The 20438-nt window shown below is 71.5% G+C and carries 20 protein-coding genes; 13 read left to right on the top strand and 7 right to left on the bottom strand.

Annotation, left to right across the window (positions count from 1 at the left end; all coding sequences use genetic code 11):
• The first annotated feature begins 122 nt into the window (after window positions 1–122).
• Window positions 123–824 (top strand): GntR family transcriptional regulator, encoded by a 702-nt coding sequence (locus tag P2L57_RS26210; RefSeq protein WP_275818543.1) that lies wholly within the window; start codon window positions 123–125, stop codon window positions 822–824.
• Window positions 825–951: 127 nt separating this feature from the next.
• Here P2L57_RS26210 and P2L57_RS26205 read toward each other — a convergent pair whose 3' ends face one another.
• Window positions 952–1233, bottom strand: a complete 282-nt coding sequence (locus P2L57_RS26205; RefSeq protein WP_275818542.1) for an HPr family phosphocarrier protein — start codon at window positions 1231–1233, stop codon at window positions 952–954.
• Between the two features lie 142 nt (window positions 1234–1375).
• On the opposite strand from P2L57_RS26205, the gene P2L57_RS26200 reads away from it, so the two are divergent.
• The 4 genes from P2L57_RS26200 (at window position 1376) to P2L57_RS26185 (ending at window position 6820) form a co-directional block, all read left to right on the top strand.
• Window positions 1376–4165, top strand: coding sequence for a bifunctional acetate--CoA ligase family protein/GNAT family N-acetyltransferase (locus tag P2L57_RS26200; RefSeq protein ID WP_275818541.1), 2790 nt, complete (start codon window positions 1376–1378; stop codon window positions 4163–4165).
• A 28-nt stretch (window positions 4166–4193) separates the two neighbouring features.
• A complete protein-coding gene (locus P2L57_RS26195) occupies window positions 4194–4796 on the top strand; it encodes a DUF5998 family protein (protein ID WP_275818540.1) in 603 nt (200 codons plus the stop codon).
• Window positions 4796–5995: an alkaline phosphatase family protein gene (locus P2L57_RS26190; protein WP_275818539.1), complete on the top strand. Its 1200-nt coding sequence runs from the start codon at window positions 4796–4798 to the stop codon at window positions 5993–5995. The genes P2L57_RS26195 and P2L57_RS26190 overlap by 1 nt, the downstream gene beginning before the upstream one ends.
• A 174-nt stretch (window positions 5996–6169) precedes the next feature.
• Window positions 6170–6820 (top strand): thymidine kinase, encoded by a 651-nt coding sequence (locus tag P2L57_RS26185; protein WP_275818538.1) that lies wholly within the window; start codon window positions 6170–6172, stop codon window positions 6818–6820.
• Window positions 6821–6822: 2 nt separating this feature from the next.
• Here P2L57_RS26185 and P2L57_RS26180 read toward each other — a convergent pair whose 3' ends face one another.
• On the bottom strand, window positions 6823–7602 hold the full coding sequence (locus P2L57_RS26180) for a VOC family protein (RefSeq protein ID WP_275818537.1): 780 nt from the start codon (window positions 7600–7602) through the stop codon (window positions 6823–6825).
• A gap of 263 nt (window positions 7603–7865) precedes the next feature.
• Between P2L57_RS26180 and P2L57_RS26175 the strand changes: the two genes are divergently transcribed.
• The gene (locus tag P2L57_RS26175) at window positions 7866–8681 is read left to right on the top strand and encodes a sulfurtransferase (protein WP_275818536.1); all 816 of its coding nucleotides are present in this window, start codon (window positions 7866–7868) and stop codon (window positions 8679–8681) included.
• A 106-nt stretch (window positions 8682–8787) separates the two neighbouring features.
• Here P2L57_RS26175 and sepH read toward each other — a convergent pair whose 3' ends face one another.
• Window positions 8788–9873, bottom strand: a complete 1086-nt coding sequence (gene sepH / locus P2L57_RS26170) for a septation protein SepH (RefSeq protein WP_275818535.1) — start codon at window positions 9871–9873, stop codon at window positions 8788–8790.
• Between the two features lie 474 nt (window positions 9874–10347).
• Here sepH and P2L57_RS26165 point away from each other — a divergent pair, with 474 nt between their 5' ends.
• Entirely contained in the window at window positions 10348–11253 is a 906-nt protein-coding gene (locus P2L57_RS26165; protein WP_275818534.1) for a hypothetical protein, read from the top strand.
• A gap of 19 nt (window positions 11254–11272) precedes the next feature.
• On the opposite strand, the gene P2L57_RS26160 is transcribed toward P2L57_RS26165, so the two are convergent.
• Complete coding sequence (locus P2L57_RS26160; protein WP_275818533.1) at window positions 11273–12568, bottom strand: D-arabinono-1,4-lactone oxidase; 1296 nt, start codon at window positions 12566–12568, stop codon at window positions 11273–11275.
• Window positions 12552–13796: an MFS transporter gene (locus P2L57_RS26155; RefSeq protein WP_275818532.1), complete on the bottom strand. Its 1245-nt coding sequence runs from the start codon at window positions 13794–13796 to the stop codon at window positions 12552–12554. Before P2L57_RS26155 ends, P2L57_RS26160 begins: the two co-directional genes overlap by 17 nt.
• Window positions 13797–13953: 157 nt before the next feature.
• On the opposite strand from P2L57_RS26155, the gene P2L57_RS26150 reads away from it, so the two are divergent.
• Both P2L57_RS26150 and P2L57_RS26145 read left to right on the top strand, forming a co-directional pair.
• Window positions 13954–15069, top strand: coding sequence for a ferrochelatase (locus tag P2L57_RS26150; protein ID WP_275818531.1), 1116 nt, complete (start codon window positions 13954–13956; stop codon window positions 15067–15069).
• A 35-nt stretch (window positions 15070–15104) separates the two neighbouring features.
• Entirely contained in the window at window positions 15105–15902 is a 798-nt protein-coding gene (locus tag P2L57_RS26145) for an inositol monophosphatase family protein (protein ID WP_275818530.1), read from the top strand.
• A gap of 129 nt (window positions 15903–16031) precedes the next feature.
• Here the strand turns inward: P2L57_RS26145 and P2L57_RS26140 are convergent, their stop codons facing one another.
• Window positions 16032–16205, bottom strand: a complete 174-nt coding sequence (locus P2L57_RS26140; RefSeq protein WP_275818529.1) for a hypothetical protein — start codon at window positions 16203–16205, stop codon at window positions 16032–16034.
• A gap of 295 nt (window positions 16206–16500) precedes the next feature.
• Here P2L57_RS26140 and P2L57_RS26135 point away from each other — a divergent pair, with 295 nt between their 5' ends.
• From P2L57_RS26135 to P2L57_RS26120, 4 genes are all read left to right on the top strand, one after another.
• Window positions 16501–17154, top strand: coding sequence for a response regulator transcription factor (locus P2L57_RS26135; RefSeq protein ID WP_275818528.1), 654 nt, complete (start codon window positions 16501–16503; stop codon window positions 17152–17154).
• Between the two features lie 6 nt (window positions 17155–17160).
• Window positions 17161–18441, top strand: a complete 1281-nt coding sequence (locus P2L57_RS26130) for a sensor histidine kinase (RefSeq protein WP_275818527.1) — start codon at window positions 17161–17163, stop codon at window positions 18439–18441.
• Window positions 18442–18871: 430 nt separating this feature from the next.
• The gene (locus tag P2L57_RS26125; RefSeq protein ID WP_255930806.1) at window positions 18872–19171 is read left to right on the top strand and encodes a DUF4193 domain-containing protein; all 300 of its coding nucleotides are present in this window, start codon (window positions 18872–18874) and stop codon (window positions 19169–19171) included.
• A gap of 14 nt (window positions 19172–19185) precedes the next feature.
• Window positions 19186–19950 (top strand): hypothetical protein, encoded by a 765-nt coding sequence (locus P2L57_RS26120; RefSeq protein ID WP_425574841.1) that lies wholly within the window; start codon window positions 19186–19188, stop codon window positions 19948–19950.
• On the opposite strand, the gene P2L57_RS26115 is transcribed toward P2L57_RS26120, so the two are convergent.
• Entirely contained in the window at window positions 19937–20383 is a 447-nt protein-coding gene (locus tag P2L57_RS26115; RefSeq protein ID WP_275818526.1) for a DUF3093 domain-containing protein, read from the bottom strand. The two genes, P2L57_RS26120 and P2L57_RS26115, sit on opposite strands and share 14 nt — an antisense overlap.
• Window positions 20384–20438 lie beyond the last annotated feature (55 nt).

Here is a 20438-nt window from a genome sequence, read left to right as displayed (position 1 = left end):
CCGGTACCCCGATGGGGAACCGGGGCCCGGGCACGTTACGGCGCTGCGACGGCCAGCCGCGAGAATGCGCCGAATTCTTCCCGGCCGACGGAACCGCCACCACTTTGGAATACAGTTTGGGAATGGTGACCGGCAAAACGCGATCGGAAGTGGACGGTACCGGCGGAGCGGTGCGGCGTATTTCCGCGCGCACGGTGTGCTCCGCGATCCGGGACGACATCGTCAGTGGATTCTTCGCTCCCGGCGGCCGGCTGACCGAGGAGTTGCTGGCCAAGCGGTACGGGGTGTCCCGGGTTCCGGTGCGGGAGGCCCTGCGCACCCTGGAGTCCGAGGGGTTCGTCCGTACCCGCAGGCACGCGGGCGCCACCGTCGCCGAGCCGACCGAGCAGGAGGCCGGCGACCTGCTGGAAATGCGGGCGCTGCTGGAGCCGTTGGGCGCCGCGCGGGCCGCTCAGCGCCGTACCCAGCAGCAGTTGCGGGTGCTGAGCGGGCTGGTACGGCTGGGTCAGGGGCGGTGCAGGGAAGGGCAGTTGTCGGATCTGCCCGCGCTGGACGGCTGGTTCCACGAGACGCTGGCCCAGGCGTCGGGGAGTCCTGGGCTCGCCTCGCTGCTCACGCAGTTGCGGCGGAAGATCTCGTGGATGTACGCGGTGGAACAGGTCGGCCGGGCCGCCGGGACCTGGGAGGAGCATGCGGCGATCACCGACGCGGTGGCCCGGCGCGACGCGCCGCGGGCACGTGAGATAGCCGCCGCGCATGTCGCCAGGGCGGCAGCGGCGCACCGGCTGAAACATGCTGTAAACACGAGACGCGACCGTATTTAACAACCATGCCGTATACAAACCCGTGGGAAATTATGCGGTCATTTTCCCTGGGGATATGCGAATGGCGGGCCGGGTATCTTCACGGATACCTGGCACCGCCATTCACCGCAATGGATGCGGAGAAGTCTCAGACGGTCTCCGGCAGCTCGTCCAGGCCCTCGGCGACCAGCTTGGACAGGCGGTCGAGCGCCTCTTCCGCGCCTTCGGCGCCGGAGGCCAGCACGATCTCCTCGCCGCCCTGTGCGCCCAGCCCGAGCACGGCGAGCATGGAGGCGGCGTTGACCGGGTTGCCGTCGGCCTTGGCGATCGTGATCGGCACGCCGGCGGCGGTCGCGGCGCGGACGAAGATCGACGCGGGCCGGGCGTGCAGGCCCTCGGCCCAACCGACGTTGACGCGGCGCTCAGCCATGGTTCAACCCTTCTGATGATTCCAGTTGTCTAGACCAGTTAACCATGGTCGTCGGGTGTGCCGGACGCCTCACCAGCGTGCCATGCGCCGATCGCCGCACGCGGCAGCGCCGATCCGTTGCGATCGGCCTACCCTTGCGCCCATGGAGACCTCGCGCACACCGGTGTACCCCGTCCACTGGGAGGCGGACGTGGTGCTGCGTGACGGGGGCATCGCGCATATCCGTCCCATCACAGCCGACGACGCGCGGCGGCTGGTCAGCTTCTACGAGCAGGTTTCCGACGAGTCGAAGTACTACCGCTTCTTCGCCCCGTACCCCCGCCTCTCCGACCGGGACGTGCGCCGCTTCACCCACCACGACTACGTTGACCGGGTGGGCCTGGCGGCCATGGTCGGCGGCGAGTTCATCGCCACCGTCCGCTACGACCGGCTCGACGACGGGGTTGCCGAGGTCGCGTTCCTCGTGCAGGACGCCCACCAGGGCCGGGGCGTCGCCTCCGCACTGCTGGAGCACATCGCCGCCGTCGCCCGCGAGAACGGCATCCGCCGCTTCGACGCCGAAGTGCTGCCCGCTAACCGGAAGATGATCAAAGTCTTCACGGACGTGGGCTACACCGCCCAGCGCAGCTTCACCGACGGCGTGGTGCGGCTCGAACTCGACCTGGAGCCCACCGAGGCCTCGGTCGCCGTGATGCGCGCCCGCGAGCAGCGCGCCGAGGCCCGCTCCGTCCAGCGGCTGCTGGCCCCCCGCTCGGTCGCGGTCATCGGCACCGGCCGCGCCGAGGGTGGAGTCGGCCGCACCATGCTGCGCAACCTGCTCGCCGGCGGATTCACCGGCCGCCTGTACGCGGTCAACCGCAACTTCCCGCAGGGCATGGACGTTCTGGAACCGGAAGGCGTCCCCGGCTACCGCTCGGTCGCGGGCATCGACGAGCCGGTCGACCTGGCGATCCTCGCGGTGCCCGCCGCGGCGGTACCGGACGCCGTCGCCGACTGCGGGGCACACGGCGTCCAGGGCCTGCTGGTGGTCGCCAACGGCTATGCCGAGTCCGGTCCGCAGGGACGCCAGCGCCAGCGCGCCCTGGTCCGCCAGGCCCGGTCCTACGGCATGCGCGTCATCGGGCCCAACGCCTTCGGCCTGCTCAACACGGCCCCGGCAGTGCGGCTGAACGCCTCGCTGTCACCGGAGACCCCGCCTCCGGGGCGGCTCGGACTGTTCACCCAGTCCGGAGCCATCGGCATAGCCCTGCTCTCCGGGCTGCACCGGCGCGGCGCGGGCCTCGGAGGCATCTCGACCTTCGTCTCGGCGGGCAACCGCGCCGATGTGTCCGGAAACGACCTCCTGCAGTACTGGCACGACGATCCCGACACCGACGTGGCGCTGATGTACCTGGAATCCATCGGCAACCCGCGCAAGTTCACCCGCCTGGCGCGGCGCACCGCCGCCGTCAAACCCGTCGTCGTGGTCAAGGGCGCCCGGCACACCGGCAGCCTGCCGCCGGGCCACACGGTTCCCGTCACCCGCATCCCCGACGCCACGGTCTCCGCGCTGCTCCGGCAGGCCGGGATCATCCGGGTCGACACGGTGACCGAACTCCTGGACACCGGCGCGCTGTTGGCGCACCAACCGCTCCCGGCGGGCGAGCGGGTCGCCATCCTCGGCAACTCCGAATCGCTGGGACTGCTCGCGTACGACGCGTGCCTGAGCGCGGGACTGCGCCCGGCGCCGCCGCGCGACCTCACGACGGGGGCGGCGCCCGGCGACTTCCACGACGCGCTGGCCGAGGCGCTGGCCGACGGCGCGGTGGACGCCGTGCTCGTCACCGCGATCCCACGGGTCGGCGCGGTCGACGCCCATGACCCCGACTCCGGCGACGACCCGTCGCTGGCGGCGGCTCTGCGCGCTGCGGCCGCGTCCGCCACCAAGCCGGTGGCCGTGGTCCAGCTCGCCCTGGACCGCCTCGCCGACCGCCTGGGCGGGGCCGACGAGGCGCCCAAGGACATGGCGGCGGCCCCCGCGGACACCGACGGCGCTACCGCCCGCCGGGCGTCCCGGATCCCCGCCTATCCCGCCGCCGAGCGGGCGGTGCGGGCACTGGCCGAGGCGGTGCGCTACGCCCGCTGGCGGCGGGAGGACGCGACGCCGGGACGGGTACCGGAACTGGACGGGATCGACGAGGCGGCGGCCCGGGCGGATGTGGAGCGGCTGCTCGACGCGACCGAGCCCGAGGGCGGGCGGGGCGTCACCCTGGACGACGCGGCGGGGCGGGCGCTGCTCGGACGGTACGGGATCGAGGTACGGGCCGCGCTGCCCGCACCCGGCGCCGAGAGCGCCATCGCGGCGGCCCGGCGACTCGGCTACCCGGTGGCGCTGAAGGCCACCGCCCCGCATCTGCGGCACCGCGCCGACCTCGGCGGCGTACGCCTCGACCTCGCCGGTGAGGGTGAACTTCGGCGCGCATACGAGGAGTTGACCCAGCGGCTCGGCAAGCCCACCGAAGTCCTCCCGGTCGTACAGTCGATGGCTCCGCGGGGTGTCGACACCGTGGTGCGGGCCGCAGTCGACCCGGCCGCGGGCTCCGTGCTCTCCTTCGGCCTGGCGGGCGCCGCCTCGGAGCTGCTCGGTGATCTGGCCCACCACCTGATCCCCGTCACCGACCGCGACGCCGCCCAGCTGGTCCGCACCATCAAGGCGGCGCCGATGCTGTTCGGCTGGCGCGGAGCGGAGCCCGCCGACACCGCCGCCCTCGAGGAGACGCTGCTGCGGGTCTCCCGCCTCGTCGACGACCTGCCCGAGGTGGTCTCCGTCCACCTGGAACCCGTGGTGGTCGCCCGCCGCGGGCTCGGGGTCACCGTGCTCGGCGCGACCGTGCGGCTGGCGCACCCTCCGGCCCGTACCGACCTGGGTCCGCGTGCACTGTCGTCTCTGTGACGGCGCGGCCGACACTAAGATGGTGGCCATGGCGAAGACCGGTACGACGACTCAGGGGCTGCGCGCGGCGATCGAGCGCAGCGGCTACTACCCGGCTCTCGTGGCGGAGGCCGTGGAGGCCTCGGTCGGTGGAGAGCCGGTGGTGGCGTACCTGGTCAACCAGGAGACCACGTTCGACGCCAACGAGGTGCGCCGACACGTCACGGTCCTCGTCCTCACCCCGACCCGTTTCCTGGTCAGCCACACCGACGAGCAGGGCGCGGACGACAGCTCGCCGACCCCGTACGCCACCACCTCGACCGAGTCCGTGAAGATAGGCCGGATCTCGTCGGTGGTCGTGAGCCGGGTCGTCGCCAACCCCGAGTCGTACACCCCGGGCACCCTGCCGCGCGAGGTCGTCCTCACCATAGGGTGGGGCGCCGTCAGCCGACTCGACCTGGAGCCGGCCGCCTGCGGCGACCCCAACTGCGACGCGGATCACGGCTTCACCGGGTCCTCCACCGCCGACGACCTCTCGCTGCGGGTGAGTGAGGCGGGCGACGGGCCGGAGGCGGTGCGCCAGACCCTGGCCTTCGCCCAGGCGCTCTCGGAGGCCACCGCGGGCACCGCCTCAGCTACGGCGCAGCGCTGATGGTGCAGCCGGCCGCGACCGGGCAGCACGGTTACCCCGCCCCGCTCGACATCCGTACCGCCCCCGCGCCTCGTTACGGCACGGCGGCGCTCGCCGACCTGCTGCCCGCGGTGGCGCGGGGCCTGTCGGTGCCGGGTGTGCCGGCCACCGGTCTTGAGCTTGCGCCCGCGGACCGCGTGTGCGTCTTCCTGGTGGACGGCATGGGCTGGGAGCTGCTGAAGGCCCACCCGGACGAGGCGCCCTTCCTCACCTCACTGCTCGGCACCTCGCTGGGCGGCTCGGGCACCGCGCTGACGGCGGGCTTCCCGTCGACCACCGCCACCTCGCTCGCCTCGGTGGGCACCGGACTGCCACCGGGCACGCACGGTCTTGCCGGGTACACGGTCGCGATTCCCGGACAGCACCAGCTGATGAACCAGCTGCGCTGGCAGCCGTGGACCGACCCGTACGTCTGGCAGCCCTACCCCACGGTCTTCCAGCTCACCGACGCGGCGGGGGTGGCCACCTGCCAGGTCTCCGCGCCGGCCTTCCAGCACACCCCGCTGACGCAGATCGCGCTGTCCGGCGGGACGTTCCACGGTCGGCTCACCGGTGAGGAGCGGATGGACCTGGCAGCGGACCGCCTCGCCGCCGCCGACCGCGCGCTGGTCTACACGTACTACAGCGAACTCGACGGCATGGGGCACCGGCACGGTGTCGACTCGGACGCCTGGCGCGGCCAGTTGATGATGGTCGACCGGCTGGCGCAGCGGCTCGCCGAGCAACTCCCGCCGCGCTCGGTGCTGTACATCACCGCCGACCACGGCATGATCGACATCCCGTTCGACCCCGAGTCGCGGATCGACTTCGACGAGGACTGGGAGCTCGGTGCCGGAGTCGAGCTGCTCGGCGGCGAGGCGCGCGCCCGCCATGTGTACGCGGTGCCGGGTGCCGCCGCCGATGTGCACGCGGTGTGGAGTGAGGTGCTGGGCGACCGGATGTGGGTGGCCACCCGCGAACAGGCCATCGCCGCCGGGTGGTTCGGCCCGCACGTCGACGAACGGGTGCACGGCCGGATCGGCGACGTGGTGGCGGTGGCCCAGGACGACATCGCGGTGATCGCGACCCGCAACGAGCCGGGGGAGTCGTCGATGGTCGGCCTCCACGGCTCGCTGGCGCCGGGGGAGCAGTTGGTACCGCTCCTGGAAGTCCGCAGCTGAGCGCCTCCCGCTGCGGGTATGGAGTGTTCCGGGGGCTTCGCCCCCCAGGCCCCTGATTTCGCAGCTGAGGCGCCTTCGGCTGTGGGCGCGGGGAGTTCGGGGGCTTCGCCCCCAGGCCCCCAGGGCCCCTGGCATTCTGTAAACCTCTCCTTCTGAAAGGCTCATGGCTGCTCCATGTCCGAACTGGTGTACTTCTGCGGAACCATGGACTGCGGCAAGAGCACGCTCGCCCTGCAGATCGAGCACAACCGCTCGGCACGCGGCCTGCAGGGGCTGATCTTCACCCGCAACGACCGCGCGGGCGCCGGAGTGCTGTCCTCTCGCCTCGGCCTGTCCACCAAGGCCGTCGAGGCGCCGGACGACTTCGACTTCTACGGCTACGTGGTGGGCCAGCTGTCCGGCGGCGGACGCGCCGACTATGTCATCGCCGACGAGGCGCAGTTCTTCGCCCCCGATCAGGTCGACCAACTCGCCCGGATCGTGGACGACTTGGAGCTGGACGTCTTCGCGTTCGGTATCGCCACCGACTTCCGCACCCGGCTCTTCCCCGGCTCCCAGCGCCTGGTGGAGCTCGCCGACCGCATCGAGGTGCTCCAGGTCGAGGCGCTGTGCTGGTGCGGCGCCCGGGCCACCCACAACGCGCGCACCGTGGACGGCCGGATGGTGGTGGAAGGCGCCCAGGTCGTCGTGGGCGACGTCAACCAGGCCCGGGGCGAGGTGGGTTACGAGGTGCTCTGCCGCCGCCACCACATCCGCCGGATGACCGCCGCCGCGGCCCGCGCGGCGGCGTTGTCACCGGATGTGTTGCCCGTCGAGCAGTCCTGAGACTACGACTCGATGGTCCTGATCACCGTGAACACCGCGCCCTCCGGGTCCTCCACGGTCGCCACCCGCCCGTACGCCGAGTCGTGCGGCCCGCGCAGCACCCGACCGCCCAACTCCACCACGCGGCGCGCCGCCTCGTCGGTGTCCCGCACCGCGAAGTACGTCATCCAGTGCGGTCCGCGATCGCGCGGCAGGGCTTGGCCGACGCCGTGGATCCCGGCCACCGGGCGGCCTTCCAGACGGAGCGTCAGGTGGTCGAAGTCGGCGGAGACCACGGCCTGCGTCTCGTAACCGAAGACCGCCGTGTAGAACTTGCCGACCGTTGACGACTCCCGGGTCACCAACTCGTTCCACACCAGGGTCCCCGGCTCGCCGACCACGCCGACACCCAGATGCGTGTTGGGCTGCCAGACCCCGAACACCGCACCGCTCGGGTCGGCCGCGATCGCCATCCGCCCCGCCTCGTCATCGGCGTCCAACGGCCCCACACCCACGGTCCCTCCGCAGTCGCGGATCAGTTCACAGGTGGCGTCCGCGTCCTGCGAGCACAGGTACGTGGTCCAGGCGACGGGAAGGTCCCGGCCCTTGGGGCCCTCGCCGATCCCGGCGACCAGGCGGCCTTCTCGCACCGCCCGTACGTACGGCCCGAAGTGCTTGGGGCCAGGTTGGAACTCCCAGCCGAACAGCCGGCCGTAGAACTCCTCGGTCACCGGCAGGCTGCGCACCAACAGGCTGACCCAGCAGGGCGTGCCCTGGGGACGCCGGGCCGATACCTCGGTCATCGGATTCTCTCCTCGCGCGACGGTTAGCGGGGGACGAGCCAGGGATGATGTTTTCACCACGGGGCGCGTCGCGCGCCCCGACCGCTCCGCTTCCGGGGCGTCCCGGCAGGAGAATGGCCGATTGCGCATTTCTTGTCCGTGTCACGACCGTTGCTGTCGTATGACGATCAGCCGGACAGCGGGTGTGCCCGCGGGAAACCCCAACGGCCGGACGGCAGCCGGTCAGGCCCGTACGCCGGGTCGCCCGGGGGACAATGGTCGCCATGGATGCCATCATCTCCGCAGCGGAGCTCCTCAGCGCCCCTCAGGACCGGACGATCCTCGATGTGCGCTACCAACTCGGCGGTCCACCCGGACGGCCGCAGTACGAGGCGGGACACATCCCGGGTGCCCGCTACGTCGACCTTGAGGCCGAACTCGCCGGGCCGCCCGGAGCGCACGGCCGCCATCCGCTGCCGGAACTGGACGTCTTCACCACGGCGATGCGCCGGGCCGGGGTGTCGCACGACCGGCCGGTCGTGGTCTACGACGGCGGGCAGGGCTGGGCGGCCGCCCGCGCCTGGTGGATGCTGCGCTGGGCCGGACACCAGGACGTCCGGGTGCTGGACGGAGGTCTCGCCAGCTGGACCGGTCCGCTGGAGACGGGAGCACCGGAGCCCGTCGAGGGCGACTTCACCGCCCGCCCGGGCGCGCTCCCGCTGCTGACCGCCGACGGCGCGGCGGCCCTCGCCCGCACCGGTCTGCTGCTCGACGCCCGGGCTGCGGAGCGCTACCGGGGCGAGGTCGAGCCGATCGACCCGGTGGCCGGACACATCCCCGGCGCCGTCAGCGCCCCCACCACCGAGAACGTCGGCCAGGACGGCCGATTCCACTCGCGCGAGGAGCTCGCCAAGCGCTTCAGTGCCCTCGGCGCGGACCAGGCCACCCAGGTCGGTGTCTATTGCGGCTCCGGTGTCTCGGCCGCCCACCAGGTGCTGGCCCTCGCGGTAGCGGGCATTCCGGCGGCGCTGTACGTCGGTTCCTGGAGCGAGTGGACGCACGACGGCGCCCGCCCGGTGGCCACGGGCGCGACGCCGTAGCGCGCTGGGCGCCCCCGGCGCATCGAGGCGCGTGAGGCGCGCAGAAGGGTTCGGGCGCACTCGGCAGCCGCCGGGCGCGCCCGAACCAACCAGCGCGCTTCGGGCGCTACTCCTGCTTCTTGCGGCGGCTGCCGAAGACGATCTCGTCCCAGCTGGGGACCGTGGCGCGGCGCCCCGGGCGCACCCCGTCGGCCTCCGCCTGGCGGTCGGTGGTGCCGACCAGCCGGTCCCGGTGACCGGCGACCGAACGCGGCATCAGGACGTCCGCGTAGGCGGAACCGGCGCCCGCGCTGGCCGCGGGGGCGGGCGCCTCCTCCTCGGCCGTGGCCTCGTCCTCCTGCCCGGCCGCGGGTGCGGTCTCGGAGCCCGTGGACGTGGCCGGTACGACCATGTCGCCGCGGAAGCTCGGCACCGCCTCCAGCAGGCTGGTCAGCGAGTCCTTGTCGTCCTCGGGGCGGTCGTCCGACTGCTCGGGCCGCTCGGTGCGCTCCGGCCGTTCGATGCGGGGCGTCGCACGGTCCAGCGGACGGTCCCTGGGCAGCCGTGCGATGCGCGGGACGAACGGGAAGCTCGGCTCCGGCTGTTCCGGCACCGTCTCGCCGATCAGCGCACGGGCCTCGTCGTCCACCGCCTGGACCAGCCGGCGGGGCGGGTCGTACGTCCAGGTGGCCGAGTGCGGCTCACCCGCCACCCGGTACACCAGCAGCACTTCCCAGGTGCCGTCGTCGCGCCGCCAGGAGTCCCACTGCGCGCTGTCCTTCTCCGCGCCGCGCAGCAGCAGCCGCTCGGCCACCGCCTCGCCCAGCTGCGGTCCGGTGCTCTCGCCCTGCCGACGTACCGGCGTCTTACGGGCCCGCTCGGCCATGAACGCCCGCTCCGCCAGCACCGGGCCCTCGAAGCGCCGCACCCGTTCGACGGGGATGCCGGCGAGCTGCGCGACCTCTTCCGCAGAGGCGCCCGCTCGTATGCGGGCCTGGATGTCACGGGGCCGCAGATGGCTCTCGACCTCGATCTCGATCTGCCCGAGACGTGCTCGGTCGTTGCGCACGGCGGCGCGCAGTCGCTCATCGATGGGAAGCGTGTACTCAGTGTTGTCCGCAGCTTTGAGCACCAGTCGTGTGCCGTCGTTGCTGACGGCCACGACACGCAGATCGGGCATGGGGACCTCCCGGGTGGTGCCTGCCGACGTCACGTGCGTCGCTGCTCCCGAAGAACGAGTGTGGCCTGCCCGACTCCGGCCTGCCACAACCTTGCCGACTTACCCGGCGTGTCGGGCACCTTCCCCAACGCGCCGTTATGGCACGGTTACCTATTCGCAACTGAAAGTGACGAGCTTCATCACTCCCTGTCACAAACTGTCGCGAATGCCAGTCCTGCTGGGCGGCGCCTGGTCGGCGGCACCTTCGGGACCCCTCCCGCAGGATCCGGGCAGCCGGACGGGAAACCGGTGCACGGGCTGGCAACAGTACTCCATTCGGGCCACTTCGGTGCAGCACCGCGCCGCCGATGTTCCGGGGGAGTGAGGGGAGTTGGGCTTGGGCTCCGGGCGGGTGCCCGGTTTTCCAGGTGGCGATGTTCACACAATCTTCAGAACCGGAACTGACGGCTTTGCCGAACTGTCTTTTCTCTGTGCAAGGTGGCAGAGACCGACAAGCAAGGGACGGGGATGGGTGCCAAGGCAGAAACCGATACGGAACCTGACAAGAAGCGCATCGAACTCAGCCTGACCCAGGTCGCCGGAAGCGGCGCGGCCGCCTTGCTGGCGGCCTATCTCGCGTCCTTTCTGGGCGTCTACGGGACGATCCTCGGCGCGGCCGTGGTCAGCGTGCTCGCCACCACCGGTGGCGCGATCCTCCAGCACATCTTCCGCCGTACCGGTGAACAACTGCGCGATGTGACCGTGCCGCTGGCCCGGCCCCAGGCGCGGCCGCAGGGCACGGAGGCCGACGCCACCAAGGCGCTCCCCGCCTTCGGTGCGACGCGGGCGGCGGACCCTCCGACCACCGTGGTGCCGAGGGCGGAGCCGGACACCGCGCTGCTCATGCCGCGGTTGCCGCGGGACGAGTCGTACAACGAGTCGACCCTGCACGGCACCCGCTGGCGCGGCTGGCGCCGGTCGCTACTGGCGGCCGGTGCGGTGTTCGCGCTGTCCATGGCGGTGTTCACCGGGATCGAACTGGCCGGCGGAAGCCCGCTGTCACACACCGCCATCGGCCAGGCGGTGAACCCTGGCGGCGCCAGGACCGCGCCGTCGAAGCCCGCCCATGACCAGCCGGGCGCGGTGCCCAGCGGCAGTGCGAGCGAGTCCGGTACGGACGGCGGCTCCACACCGTCGCAGGGCCCGGGGACCTCGGACGGCGGTTCCACACCGTCGGCGGGGTCGAGCGACACACCATCGCAGGGCGGCGGTTCGGCCAGCCCGAACACCACGCCGTCGCAGGCTCCCTCACCGGGCCCGTCGAACGGCACCGGCACGGGCTCCGGCGACAGCGGCAGCCAGGGCAGGGGCGGCAGCTCGGCCCGGCCGGGCGCCGTCCAGCAGGCGCCGTCCGCCGGTACGGGCGCCCAGTGAGCCCGTACCGGCCGGACGCTCATTCGCCCAGCACCCTGCGCAGGTAGTCATTGGCGAACAGGCGCTGCGGGTCCAACCGGTCCCGCAGCGCCGTGAACTCGCCGAACCGCGGGTACACCTGCGCGAGGTACTCCGCGTCGCGGGTGTGCAACTTGCCCCAGTGCGGGCGACCTTCGTGCGCGGTCATGATCCGTTCCACGGCCGTGAAGTACTCCCGGTATCGGCTGCCCCGGTACATGTGCACCGCCACATAGGCGGTGTCGCGACCGGAAGCGGTCGACAGCGCGATGTCGTCGGCGGGCGCCACCCGTACTTCCACCGGGAAACTGATCCGCAGCGCGGACCGCTCGACCATGGTCTTCACCTCGCGCAGCACAGTGGTCGCGGCATCTCGCGGAACCGCGTACTCCATTTCCACGAACCGCACCCGGCGCGCACTGGTGAACACCTTGTAGGCGGTGTCGGTGTACGTACGGGCGGACAGCGCGCGGCTGGACACCTTCGCGATGGCCGGAACGGTTGCCGGGACCGCCTTGCCGAGCGCGCAGACGGCCTGGAAGACACCGTTGGAGAGCAACTCGTCGTCCAGCCAGCCGCGCACCGGGTGCAGCGGCGCCGCGGGGCCCAGGCTGCGGTTGTTGCGTTTGGTGTTGCAGTTGTCGGTGTGCGGGAACCAGTAGAACTCGAAGTGCTCGTTCTCGGCCACGAGTTGGTCGAACCGGTCGATCACCGTGGCGAACGGCATGGGCTCCTCGCGCGCGGTGAGCAGGAACGACGGCTCCACGCCGAAGGTGATCGCGCTGACCACGCCGAGCGCGCCAAGGCCGATGCGGGCCGCCGCGAACACGTCCGCGTTCTCCTCGGCCGAGCAGTTCAGCACCGAGCCGTCCGCCAGGACCAGCTCAAGTCCCCTGACCTGGGCGGCGATCGAGCCCGAGTCGCGACCGGTGCCGTGGGTTCCGGTGCTGGTCGCACCGGCGACGGTCTGCTCCTGGATGTCTCCCATGTTGGTCAGTGACAGACCCGCGGAGTCCAGCAGGCGGTTCAGCCGGTGCAGCGGCAGGCCCGCCTCGACGGTGACCGTGCCCGCGTTGGCGTCCACCTCGCGCACCGCGGTCAGCCGTTCCGGGCGGATGAGCAGGCCGTCGGTGGCGGCGGCCGCGGTGAAGGAGTGCCCGGTGCCAACGGCTTTGGCGGTCAGCCCGTCCTGCGCGGCCTGGCGTACGGCGGCGGCCAGTTCGTCCACCGAGGAGGGGGAAACGATCCTGCGCGGTCGCGCGGTCACGTTCCCTGCCCAGTTACGCCACGTAGTCATCTCGCTGGTGGTGCTCGTCGTGCTCGTCACGCTGCGGCCCCTCCCGCTCCGGCGCCGGACGCAGCCGGCGGTGCCCGAGGAACGCCGCCGCCGCGGCGAGCGCCCCGGCGGCCGCCGGTACCGCGTATCCCGCCCCGGCGCCGGACGTGTCCACGACCGACCCCGCGGCGGAGGACCCCAGGGCCACCCCGACCGCGAGCCCGGTGCTCGTCCAGGTCATGCCCTCGGTCAGTTGCGCGCGCGGCACCAACTGCTCGACCAGGGCCATGGTGGTGACCATCGTCGGGGCTACCGACAGTCCGGCGACGAACAGTGCCACGGCCAGGGCGGGCAGGTTCCCGACCAGTTGGAGGGGGATCATACTCACGGCCATCGCACACACCCCCAGCAGAAAGCGCCGCGAAGCGCCGCCCTTCGGCCGCAGCAGTCCGAACACGGCACCGGCGACACAGGAGCCCAGTGCGTACACCGCCAGGACCACGCTGGCCGCGGGCTTGTCCCCGCGCTCCTGCGCGAACGCGACCGTGACCACGTCCACCGCGCCGAAGATCGCCCCGGTGGCGGTGAAGGTGGCCACCAGCACCCGCAGCCCGGCCGAGCCCAGCGCCGAGCCGCCGGTGTGGTGCGCGCGCGGCTGCGGCACCGGCTCGGTGGCCCGCTGTGCGGTGAGCCAGCAGACCCCGACCGCCAGGAAGACCGCGGCCAGCAGCGGCCCGGCCTCCGGGAACCACGCGGTGCTCAGGCCGATGGACAGGATCGGGCCGAGGATGAAGCAGACCTCGTCCACCACGGACTCGAACGAGTAGGCGGCGTGCAGTTGGGAGGAGTCGCTGTGGATGGCCGCCCAGCGCGCCCGCACCATCGAACCGAGGCTCGGAGTGGTGCCCGCCGCCGTCACACAGACGAACAGCGCCCAGTCCGGCGCCCCCAGCCGGACGCAGAGCAGCAGCCCGGCCACCGAGGCCACGGTCACCGCGGCGGTCGGCCGCAGCACCGTGCGCTGGCCGTAGCGGTCGACCAGCCGGGATATCTGCGGGCCGATCACCGCGGCGGCCAGCGCGAGCGTCGCCGTCAGTCCGCCGGCGAGCCCGTACCGGCCGCTGACCTGCGAAATCATCGTCACTATCCCGATGCCGAGCATGGACAACGGCATCCGGCCGAGCAGTCCGGCGGCCGAGAAGCCCTTGGTGCCGGGGGCGGTGAATATCGCGCGGTAGGGGGCGAGCACGGGCGCTCCAGGCAGCGGGACGAGACGAGGGGTAAGGCGCGTAGATGGCCTATACAGCTTACGGTTGGGGCGCAAGGGGTTTTCCGGCACGATCGCGGTCGGCCGTCGCGGCCAGGGGGCGTCGGGACGGTCAGTGACGAGTGGCAGGATCGGACGCATGGCCGATCAGCTGGATCCGACTCCCTACGACGCCCTGCTGCTGCTGTCCTTCGGCGGCCCCGAGGGGCCCGACGAGGTGGTGCCGTTCCTGGAGAACGTCACCGCCGGGCGCGGCATCCCGCGCGAGCGCCTGAGGGAGGTCGGGCAGCACTACTACCTCTTCGGCGGGGTCAGTCCGATCAACGCGCAGAACCGGGAACTCCTCGAAGCGCTGCGCAAGGACTTCGCGGAACACGGCCTCGACCTGCCGGTCTACTGGGGAAACCGCAACTGGGCGCCCTATCTGACCGACACCATGCGGGCGATGGTGGACGACGGACACCGCCGGATCCTGGTGCTGGCCACCAGCGCGTACGCGTCGTACTCGGGCTGCCGCCAGTACCGCGAGAACCTCGCCGACGCGCTCGCCGCGCTGGAGTCCGAGGGGCGTGCGGTGCCGCGGGTGGACAAGCTGCGGCACTACTTCAACCACCCGGGCTTCGTGCAGCCCATGGTCGACGCCGTGCTGACCGCGCTCGCCGAACTGCCCGCGGACGTGACGCGGACGGCACACCTCGCGTTCACCACGCACTCCATTCCGACCGCGGCCGCCGACACTTCCGGCCCGGTGGAGCAGCACGGCGACGGCGGCGCCTATGTCGCCGAGCACCTGGACACGGCGAAGGTGATCGCCGACGCGGTACGGGAGGCGACCGGAGTCGAGCGGCCCTGGAAGCTGGTCTACCAGTCACGCAGCGGAGCCCCGCACATCCCCTGGCTGGAACCGGACATCTGCCACCACCTGGAGGCCGAACAGGCCGCCGGGGCCCCCGCCGTGGTGATGGTGCCGATCGGGTTCGTCTCCGACCACATGGAGGTCAAGTACGACCTCGACACCGAAGCCGCCGCCAAGGCGGCCGAGCTGGGGCTGCCGGTCGCCCGCGCGGCGACCGTGGGCGCCGACCCGCGCTTCGCGGCCGCCGTCCGCGAACTGGTGCTGGAGCGGGCCGCCGTGGAACGCGGCCTGGCCGTCCAGCGCTGCGCGCTGGGCGAGTTGGGGCCGAGCCATGACGTCTGCCCGATCGGCTGCTGCCCCGCCAGGAGCCCGCGCCCGGCCGCCGCGGGCCTCGACTGAAGCCGCCGAGTTCGATCCCGTACGAGAGGACCGCTGTGACAGACCTGAACGGTGAACTTCTGCAGATCGCGCTGGACGCCGCCCAGCGTGCGGGCGCACTGCTGCGCGACGGCAGGCCCCGTGACCTCGACGTGGCCGCCACCAAGTCCAGCCCGATCGACGTCGTGACCGAGATGGATCTCGCGGCGGAGAAGCTGATCACCGGGTTCATCGCGGAACTGCGCCCGGACGACGGTCTGTTGGGGGAGGAGGGCGCGAGCGTCGAGGGCAGCAGCGGGGTGCGCTGGATCATCGACCCGTTGGACGGCACCGTCAACTACCTTTACGGGCTGCCCTGCTGGGCGGTGAGCATCGCGGCGCAGCGGGACGGGCAGACCGTCGTCGGCGTCGTGGAGGCGCCGATGCGCCGGGAGACGTACCAGGCGGTGCTGGGCGGAGGCGCGCGGGTCAACGGTGAGCCGGCCCGCTGCCGTCCGGCGCCCGCGTTCGAGCAGGCCCTGATCGGCACCGGGTTCGGCTATCTCACCGAGCGCCGGGCCGCCCAGGCCGAGGTGGTCCGCGCGCTGCTGCCGCGGGTCCGGGACATCCGCCGGGGCGGCTCCGCGGCCATCGACCTGTGCGATGTGGGCTGCGGCCGGCTGGACGGCTACTACGAGCGGGGGCTGAACCCCTGGGACTACGCGGCGGGTGATCTGTTCGCCCGCGAGGCCGGGGCGCTCACCGGGGGCAGGCCGGCAGATCCGGCGTCCCCCGAGCTGACGGTGGCCGCCCCGCCCGGACTCTTCGAGCCGCTGCAGGGGCTGCTGGACGAACTCGGCGCCTGGCACGACTGAGGCGCGCGCCTCCGGCCGGGCATGCGAACGCCCCGGTCACCTGGGTCAGGGTGTCCGGGGCGCCGGCCCACATCAGCGAATCCGTCCCAAAATGAAAAGGAGCGCCAAGCGCTCCGTCACCGGGCGGATTCAGGCGACCTGGCGCGAGACCACGACTCCGTGCTCGGCGGCGAGGCGGTGCAGGTCGTCCAACTCGGCCTGCTCCACCTCGGCCAGGAATTCGTCCCCCGTCTCCAGGGCACGGTTCAGGTCGGACTCGGCATTCCGTATGCGCTGCATGATTCCGGTGGTGAATGCGTCCATGAGGCGCCCCCTCGTCGTCGTCGGTGGCACAAGGTGGTCTGTCTGCTCTGGGCGATCACTGTGAGCGCGAACGGGTACGCGCGAGGTGTGGGTCGTGACCGCGGGGTTGCAGTCGTCTTCCCCTGCTCCAGCGGAACGGAAACCTCCCTATGCCGGAGAAGTTTGCCGACGGCCTCACCGGAGCCTCGGTCGCCGGGCGCCGCCCGAGGCTCCGCAGGGCCTCTTACCGGTGTTTTATGGGCATCCAAGGCAGGATGGAGGGACACCCAGTCTGTTTTCGTGGAAGGACCTGCCCGTGCGCGTACTCGTCGTCGAGGACGAGCAGCTGCTCGCCGATGCGGTGGCCACCGGCCTGCGCCGGGAGGCCATGGCCGTCGATGTCGTCTACGACGGCGGTGCCGCCCTGGAGCGCATCGGGGTCAACGACTATGACGTGGTGGTACTCGACCGCGACCTTCCGGTGGTGCACGGCGACGAGGTCTGCCGCAAGCTGGTCGGCCTGGGCCTGCCCACCCGCGTCCTGATGCTCACTGCCGCGGGCGACGTCAGCGACCGGGTCGAGGGCCTGGAGCTCGGCGCCGACGACTACCTGCCCAAGCCGTTCGCGTTCAGCGAGCTCACCGCCCGGGTGCGCGCCCTGGGCCGCCGTACCAGTGTGCCGCTGCCGCCGGTGCTGGAGCGGGCCGGGATCAAGCTCGACCCGAACCGGCGCGAGGTCTTCCGCGACGGCAAGGAGGTCCACCTCGCTCCCAAGGAGTTCGCGGTGCTGGAGGTGCTGCTGCGCAGCGAGGGCTCGGTGGTCTCCGCCGAGCAGCTGCTGGAGAAGGCCTGGGACGAGAACACCGACCCCTTCACCAATGTGGTCCGGGTGACCGTGATGACGCTGCGCCGCAAGCTCGGCGAGCCCGCTGTCATCGTGACGGTGCCCGGCTCCGGTTACCGGATCTGATCCGCGATGGCCGTCTCCTCCTCCCCCTCCTCGTCCTCCTCGTCCCCGGTGTCCGGGCCGCCCCCCAAGACCCCGCCCAAGCCGACGTGGGATCCGCGCCCGACCGAGTCCACCGGGCCCTGGCTGCGGCCGACGATCCGGATAAGGCTGACCGTGCTGTACGGCGGCATGTTCCTGATCGCCGGCGTACTGCTGCTGCTGATCATCTACCTGCTCGCGGCGCAGGCCATGCACTCCGGCGACGAGGCGCCGTTCCGGTTGTACAGCGGCAAGGTGCAGATCACCAGCAACGCCTGTCCCGGTCTGTCCGACCCCAACCTGACCACGTCGAACTTCAACGACGCCCTCGACCAGTGCATGAGGGCGCAGCGCGAACGGGCGCTCGGTGATCTGCTGCGCCGCTCGCTGCTGGCGCTGCTGGGTCTCACCGTGGTCGCGTTCGCCTTCGGCTACGTGATGGCCGGACGGGTGCTGGCGCCGCTGGGCCGGATCACCCGCACCGCCCGCGCGGTGGCCGGATCCGATCTGTCCCGGCGGATCGAGCTGGACGGCCCGGACGACGAGCTCAAGGAGCTGGCCGACACCTTCGACGACATGCTCGACCGCCTGGTGCGGTCCTTCGAGTCGCAGCGCCGCTTCGTCGCCAACGCCTCCCATGAGCTGAGAACACCGTTGGCGATCAACCGCACGCTGTTGGAGGTGCAGCTCGCCGACCCCCATGCCTCACCGGATCTGCAGCAGCTGGGCAAGACGCTGCTGGCCACCAATCTGCGCAGCGAGCAGCTGGTGGAGGGGCTGCTGCTGCTCGCCCGCAGCGACAACGAGGTCGTCGAGCGCAAGCCGGTCGACCTCGCCGAGGCGGCGTCCCAGGCGGTCGACCAGAGCCGCTCCGAGGCCACGGCCAAGGGCGTGGACCTGCGCAGCGAGGAACTGGCACCCGCGGTGGTGCGAGGCAGCGGGGTACTGCTGGAGCGGATCGCGCTGAACCTGGTGCAGAACGCGGTGCGCTACAACATGCCGGACGGTTGGGTGGAGGTCACCACGGGCACCGAGAGCGGCCATGCCGTGCTGACGGTTGCGAACACCGGGCCGGTGGTCCCGGCGTACGAGCTGGACAACATCTTTGAGCCGTTCCGCAGACTGCGCACCGAACGCACCAACAGCGACAAGGGCGTCGGCCTGGGCCTGTCGATCGTCCGCTCGGTCGCCCGGGCGCACGGTGGATCGATCACGGCGCAGCCCCGGGACGGCGGTGGCCTGGTGATGCGGGTGGCGATCCCGCTGTGACCTGGTCATTGACCAGCCGGGTAACCCGTTCGGGCGGTAGGTATCAACACGCCCGGGACGAGTTCGCTTCGCGCGGAATTTTCCGGTCTGTCCGGCCGTTTGGTCCCCTGTGACCGATCGCACATGCGATTTCGGCCATGGGTACGCTGAGTGATCAGTTCACTTGCGCAAAAAGCCGAAAAATCCATGTTTCCGCAGGTCATGATCACGGGAAGTACACGTGACGGCGTGAGTGAAGTGCGACATTCGGACCGTGTTCGGTCCAGATAGGCAGCCGACACGATCACCTCTTCGGGGGTGCGGTTGGGTGTCGATTGAGTAACAGGCCTTGATGTGAGGCAAAATCTCCGCCTCGGGTCGGGCACAAGACCGGCCTCCCACGCGTTACGTGCGCTGGAGATACCGCAAACACCCAGAGGGGGAGAGCGCCATGGCAACCGATTACGACACGCCACGTAAGACCGATGACGACGTCAACGAAGACAGCATCGAGGAACTGAAGGCCCGCCGGAACGACAAGTCGACGTCCACCGTGGACATCGACGAGTTCGAGCAGGCCGAGGGCCTTGAGCTGCCCGGCGCTGACCTCTCCAACGAGGAGCTCTCGGTACGGGTGCTGCCCCGCCAGGCGGACGAGTTCACCTGCATGAGCTGCTTCCTGGTGCACCACCGCAGCCAGCTGGCCGAGGAGAAGAACGGTCAGCCGATCTGCCGCGACTGCGCGGCCTGACGGCCGGGGTAGCCGTGGCGGGCCCCGTACCGTTTCGGAAGAAGGGCAAGGTCGGCGCTCCGGCGGCAAATGACGACGAGCGAGGCTCCGCTGACCAGCGGCGCGCAACGCCGCCCAGCGTGGCGGCGGTGAGCACCGGGCGGGCCTCGCTCGTGCGTCGCGTGGGCAGCGGCGCCAAGGCCGGTGCCACGGTGCTCGCCGAGCGGCTGGTCGACGCCGCGCCACGGATCCCGGTCCGCGACCTGGCCACGCTACGAGCGCAGTTTCCCGGCCTCGGCCCGGAGGAGATCGCCGATCGGCTCATCGCCGGGGCGGCCACCGGGACCGCGACCGTCGGCGCGGGCATCGGCGCCGCCGCGATGCTCCCGGTGCCGCCCGCCATGACCGCCGAGCTGGCGGCCGAGACGCTCGCCGTCGCGGCCCTGGAGTTCAAACTGATCGCCGAACTGCACGAGGTCTACGGCGTGCCCGCGACCGGCACGGTCAAGCAGCGCGCCTTCGCCTATCTCGGCGCGTGGACCGAGCAGCGCGGCATAGAGATCACCAAGCCGTCCTCGGTGAACATCGCGCTCAGCGCTCAGATGAAGCGGGAACTGCGCCAGCAGCTCGTCAAGCGCACCGCCCGCCATCTGCCGACGCTGGCGCCCTTCATGATCGGTGCGACCGTCGGCGCCGTGATGAACCGGCGCGACACCCAGCGGCTCGCCCATCGCGTCCGTGACGACCTGCGGCACCGGCAGATCGCCTGGGACGCACTGAACCCGCCTAGCTCGTCCTGACGGTCCGCAGCGCCGCGGCCAGCCGCTCCGGCGACCGCGTCGACAGATACAGGTACGGAGTCGGGTCGTCCGGGTCGGTGACCTCGACCTTCAGCGCGGTCGGCACATAGCTGCGCAGCAGCATGAACGCGCGCATGTCCGCCTTGTAGGAGCGCCACGCACGCGCCTCCTCCGGGTCCAGCGCCACCGCCTCCCCCAGCGCCGCCACCGGGATCTTGGCGTCTCCGGCCACCAGCGAACCGGCCACCACCCGGATCCGCGCGGAGCCGTAGGAGCTCACCAGCGCCAGGAACAGCGCCGTCGCCCCGACGAAGACGCCGAGCAGCGGCAACGTGCCGAACGGCAGCGCCACCAGCGCACAGCCGATTCCGCCGACCACGGCGAGGAACCACCAGGAGCGCGGCACGGTAAGGCGTTCGTCGTAAGGCTGCATGGCAACAGCTTGACATGTGTGACCAAGAGCCCGGTGCGCTGCTCCGCCCGGTGCG

The organism is Streptantibioticus ferralitis (assembly GCF_029223525.1).
Classification (GTDB): domain Bacteria; phylum Actinomycetota; class Actinomycetes; order Streptomycetales; family Streptomycetaceae; genus Streptantibioticus_A; species Streptantibioticus_A ferralitis.
Note: the sequence above shows the minus strand (reverse complement) of the source record. Positions and strands in the feature narration are given on the sequence as shown.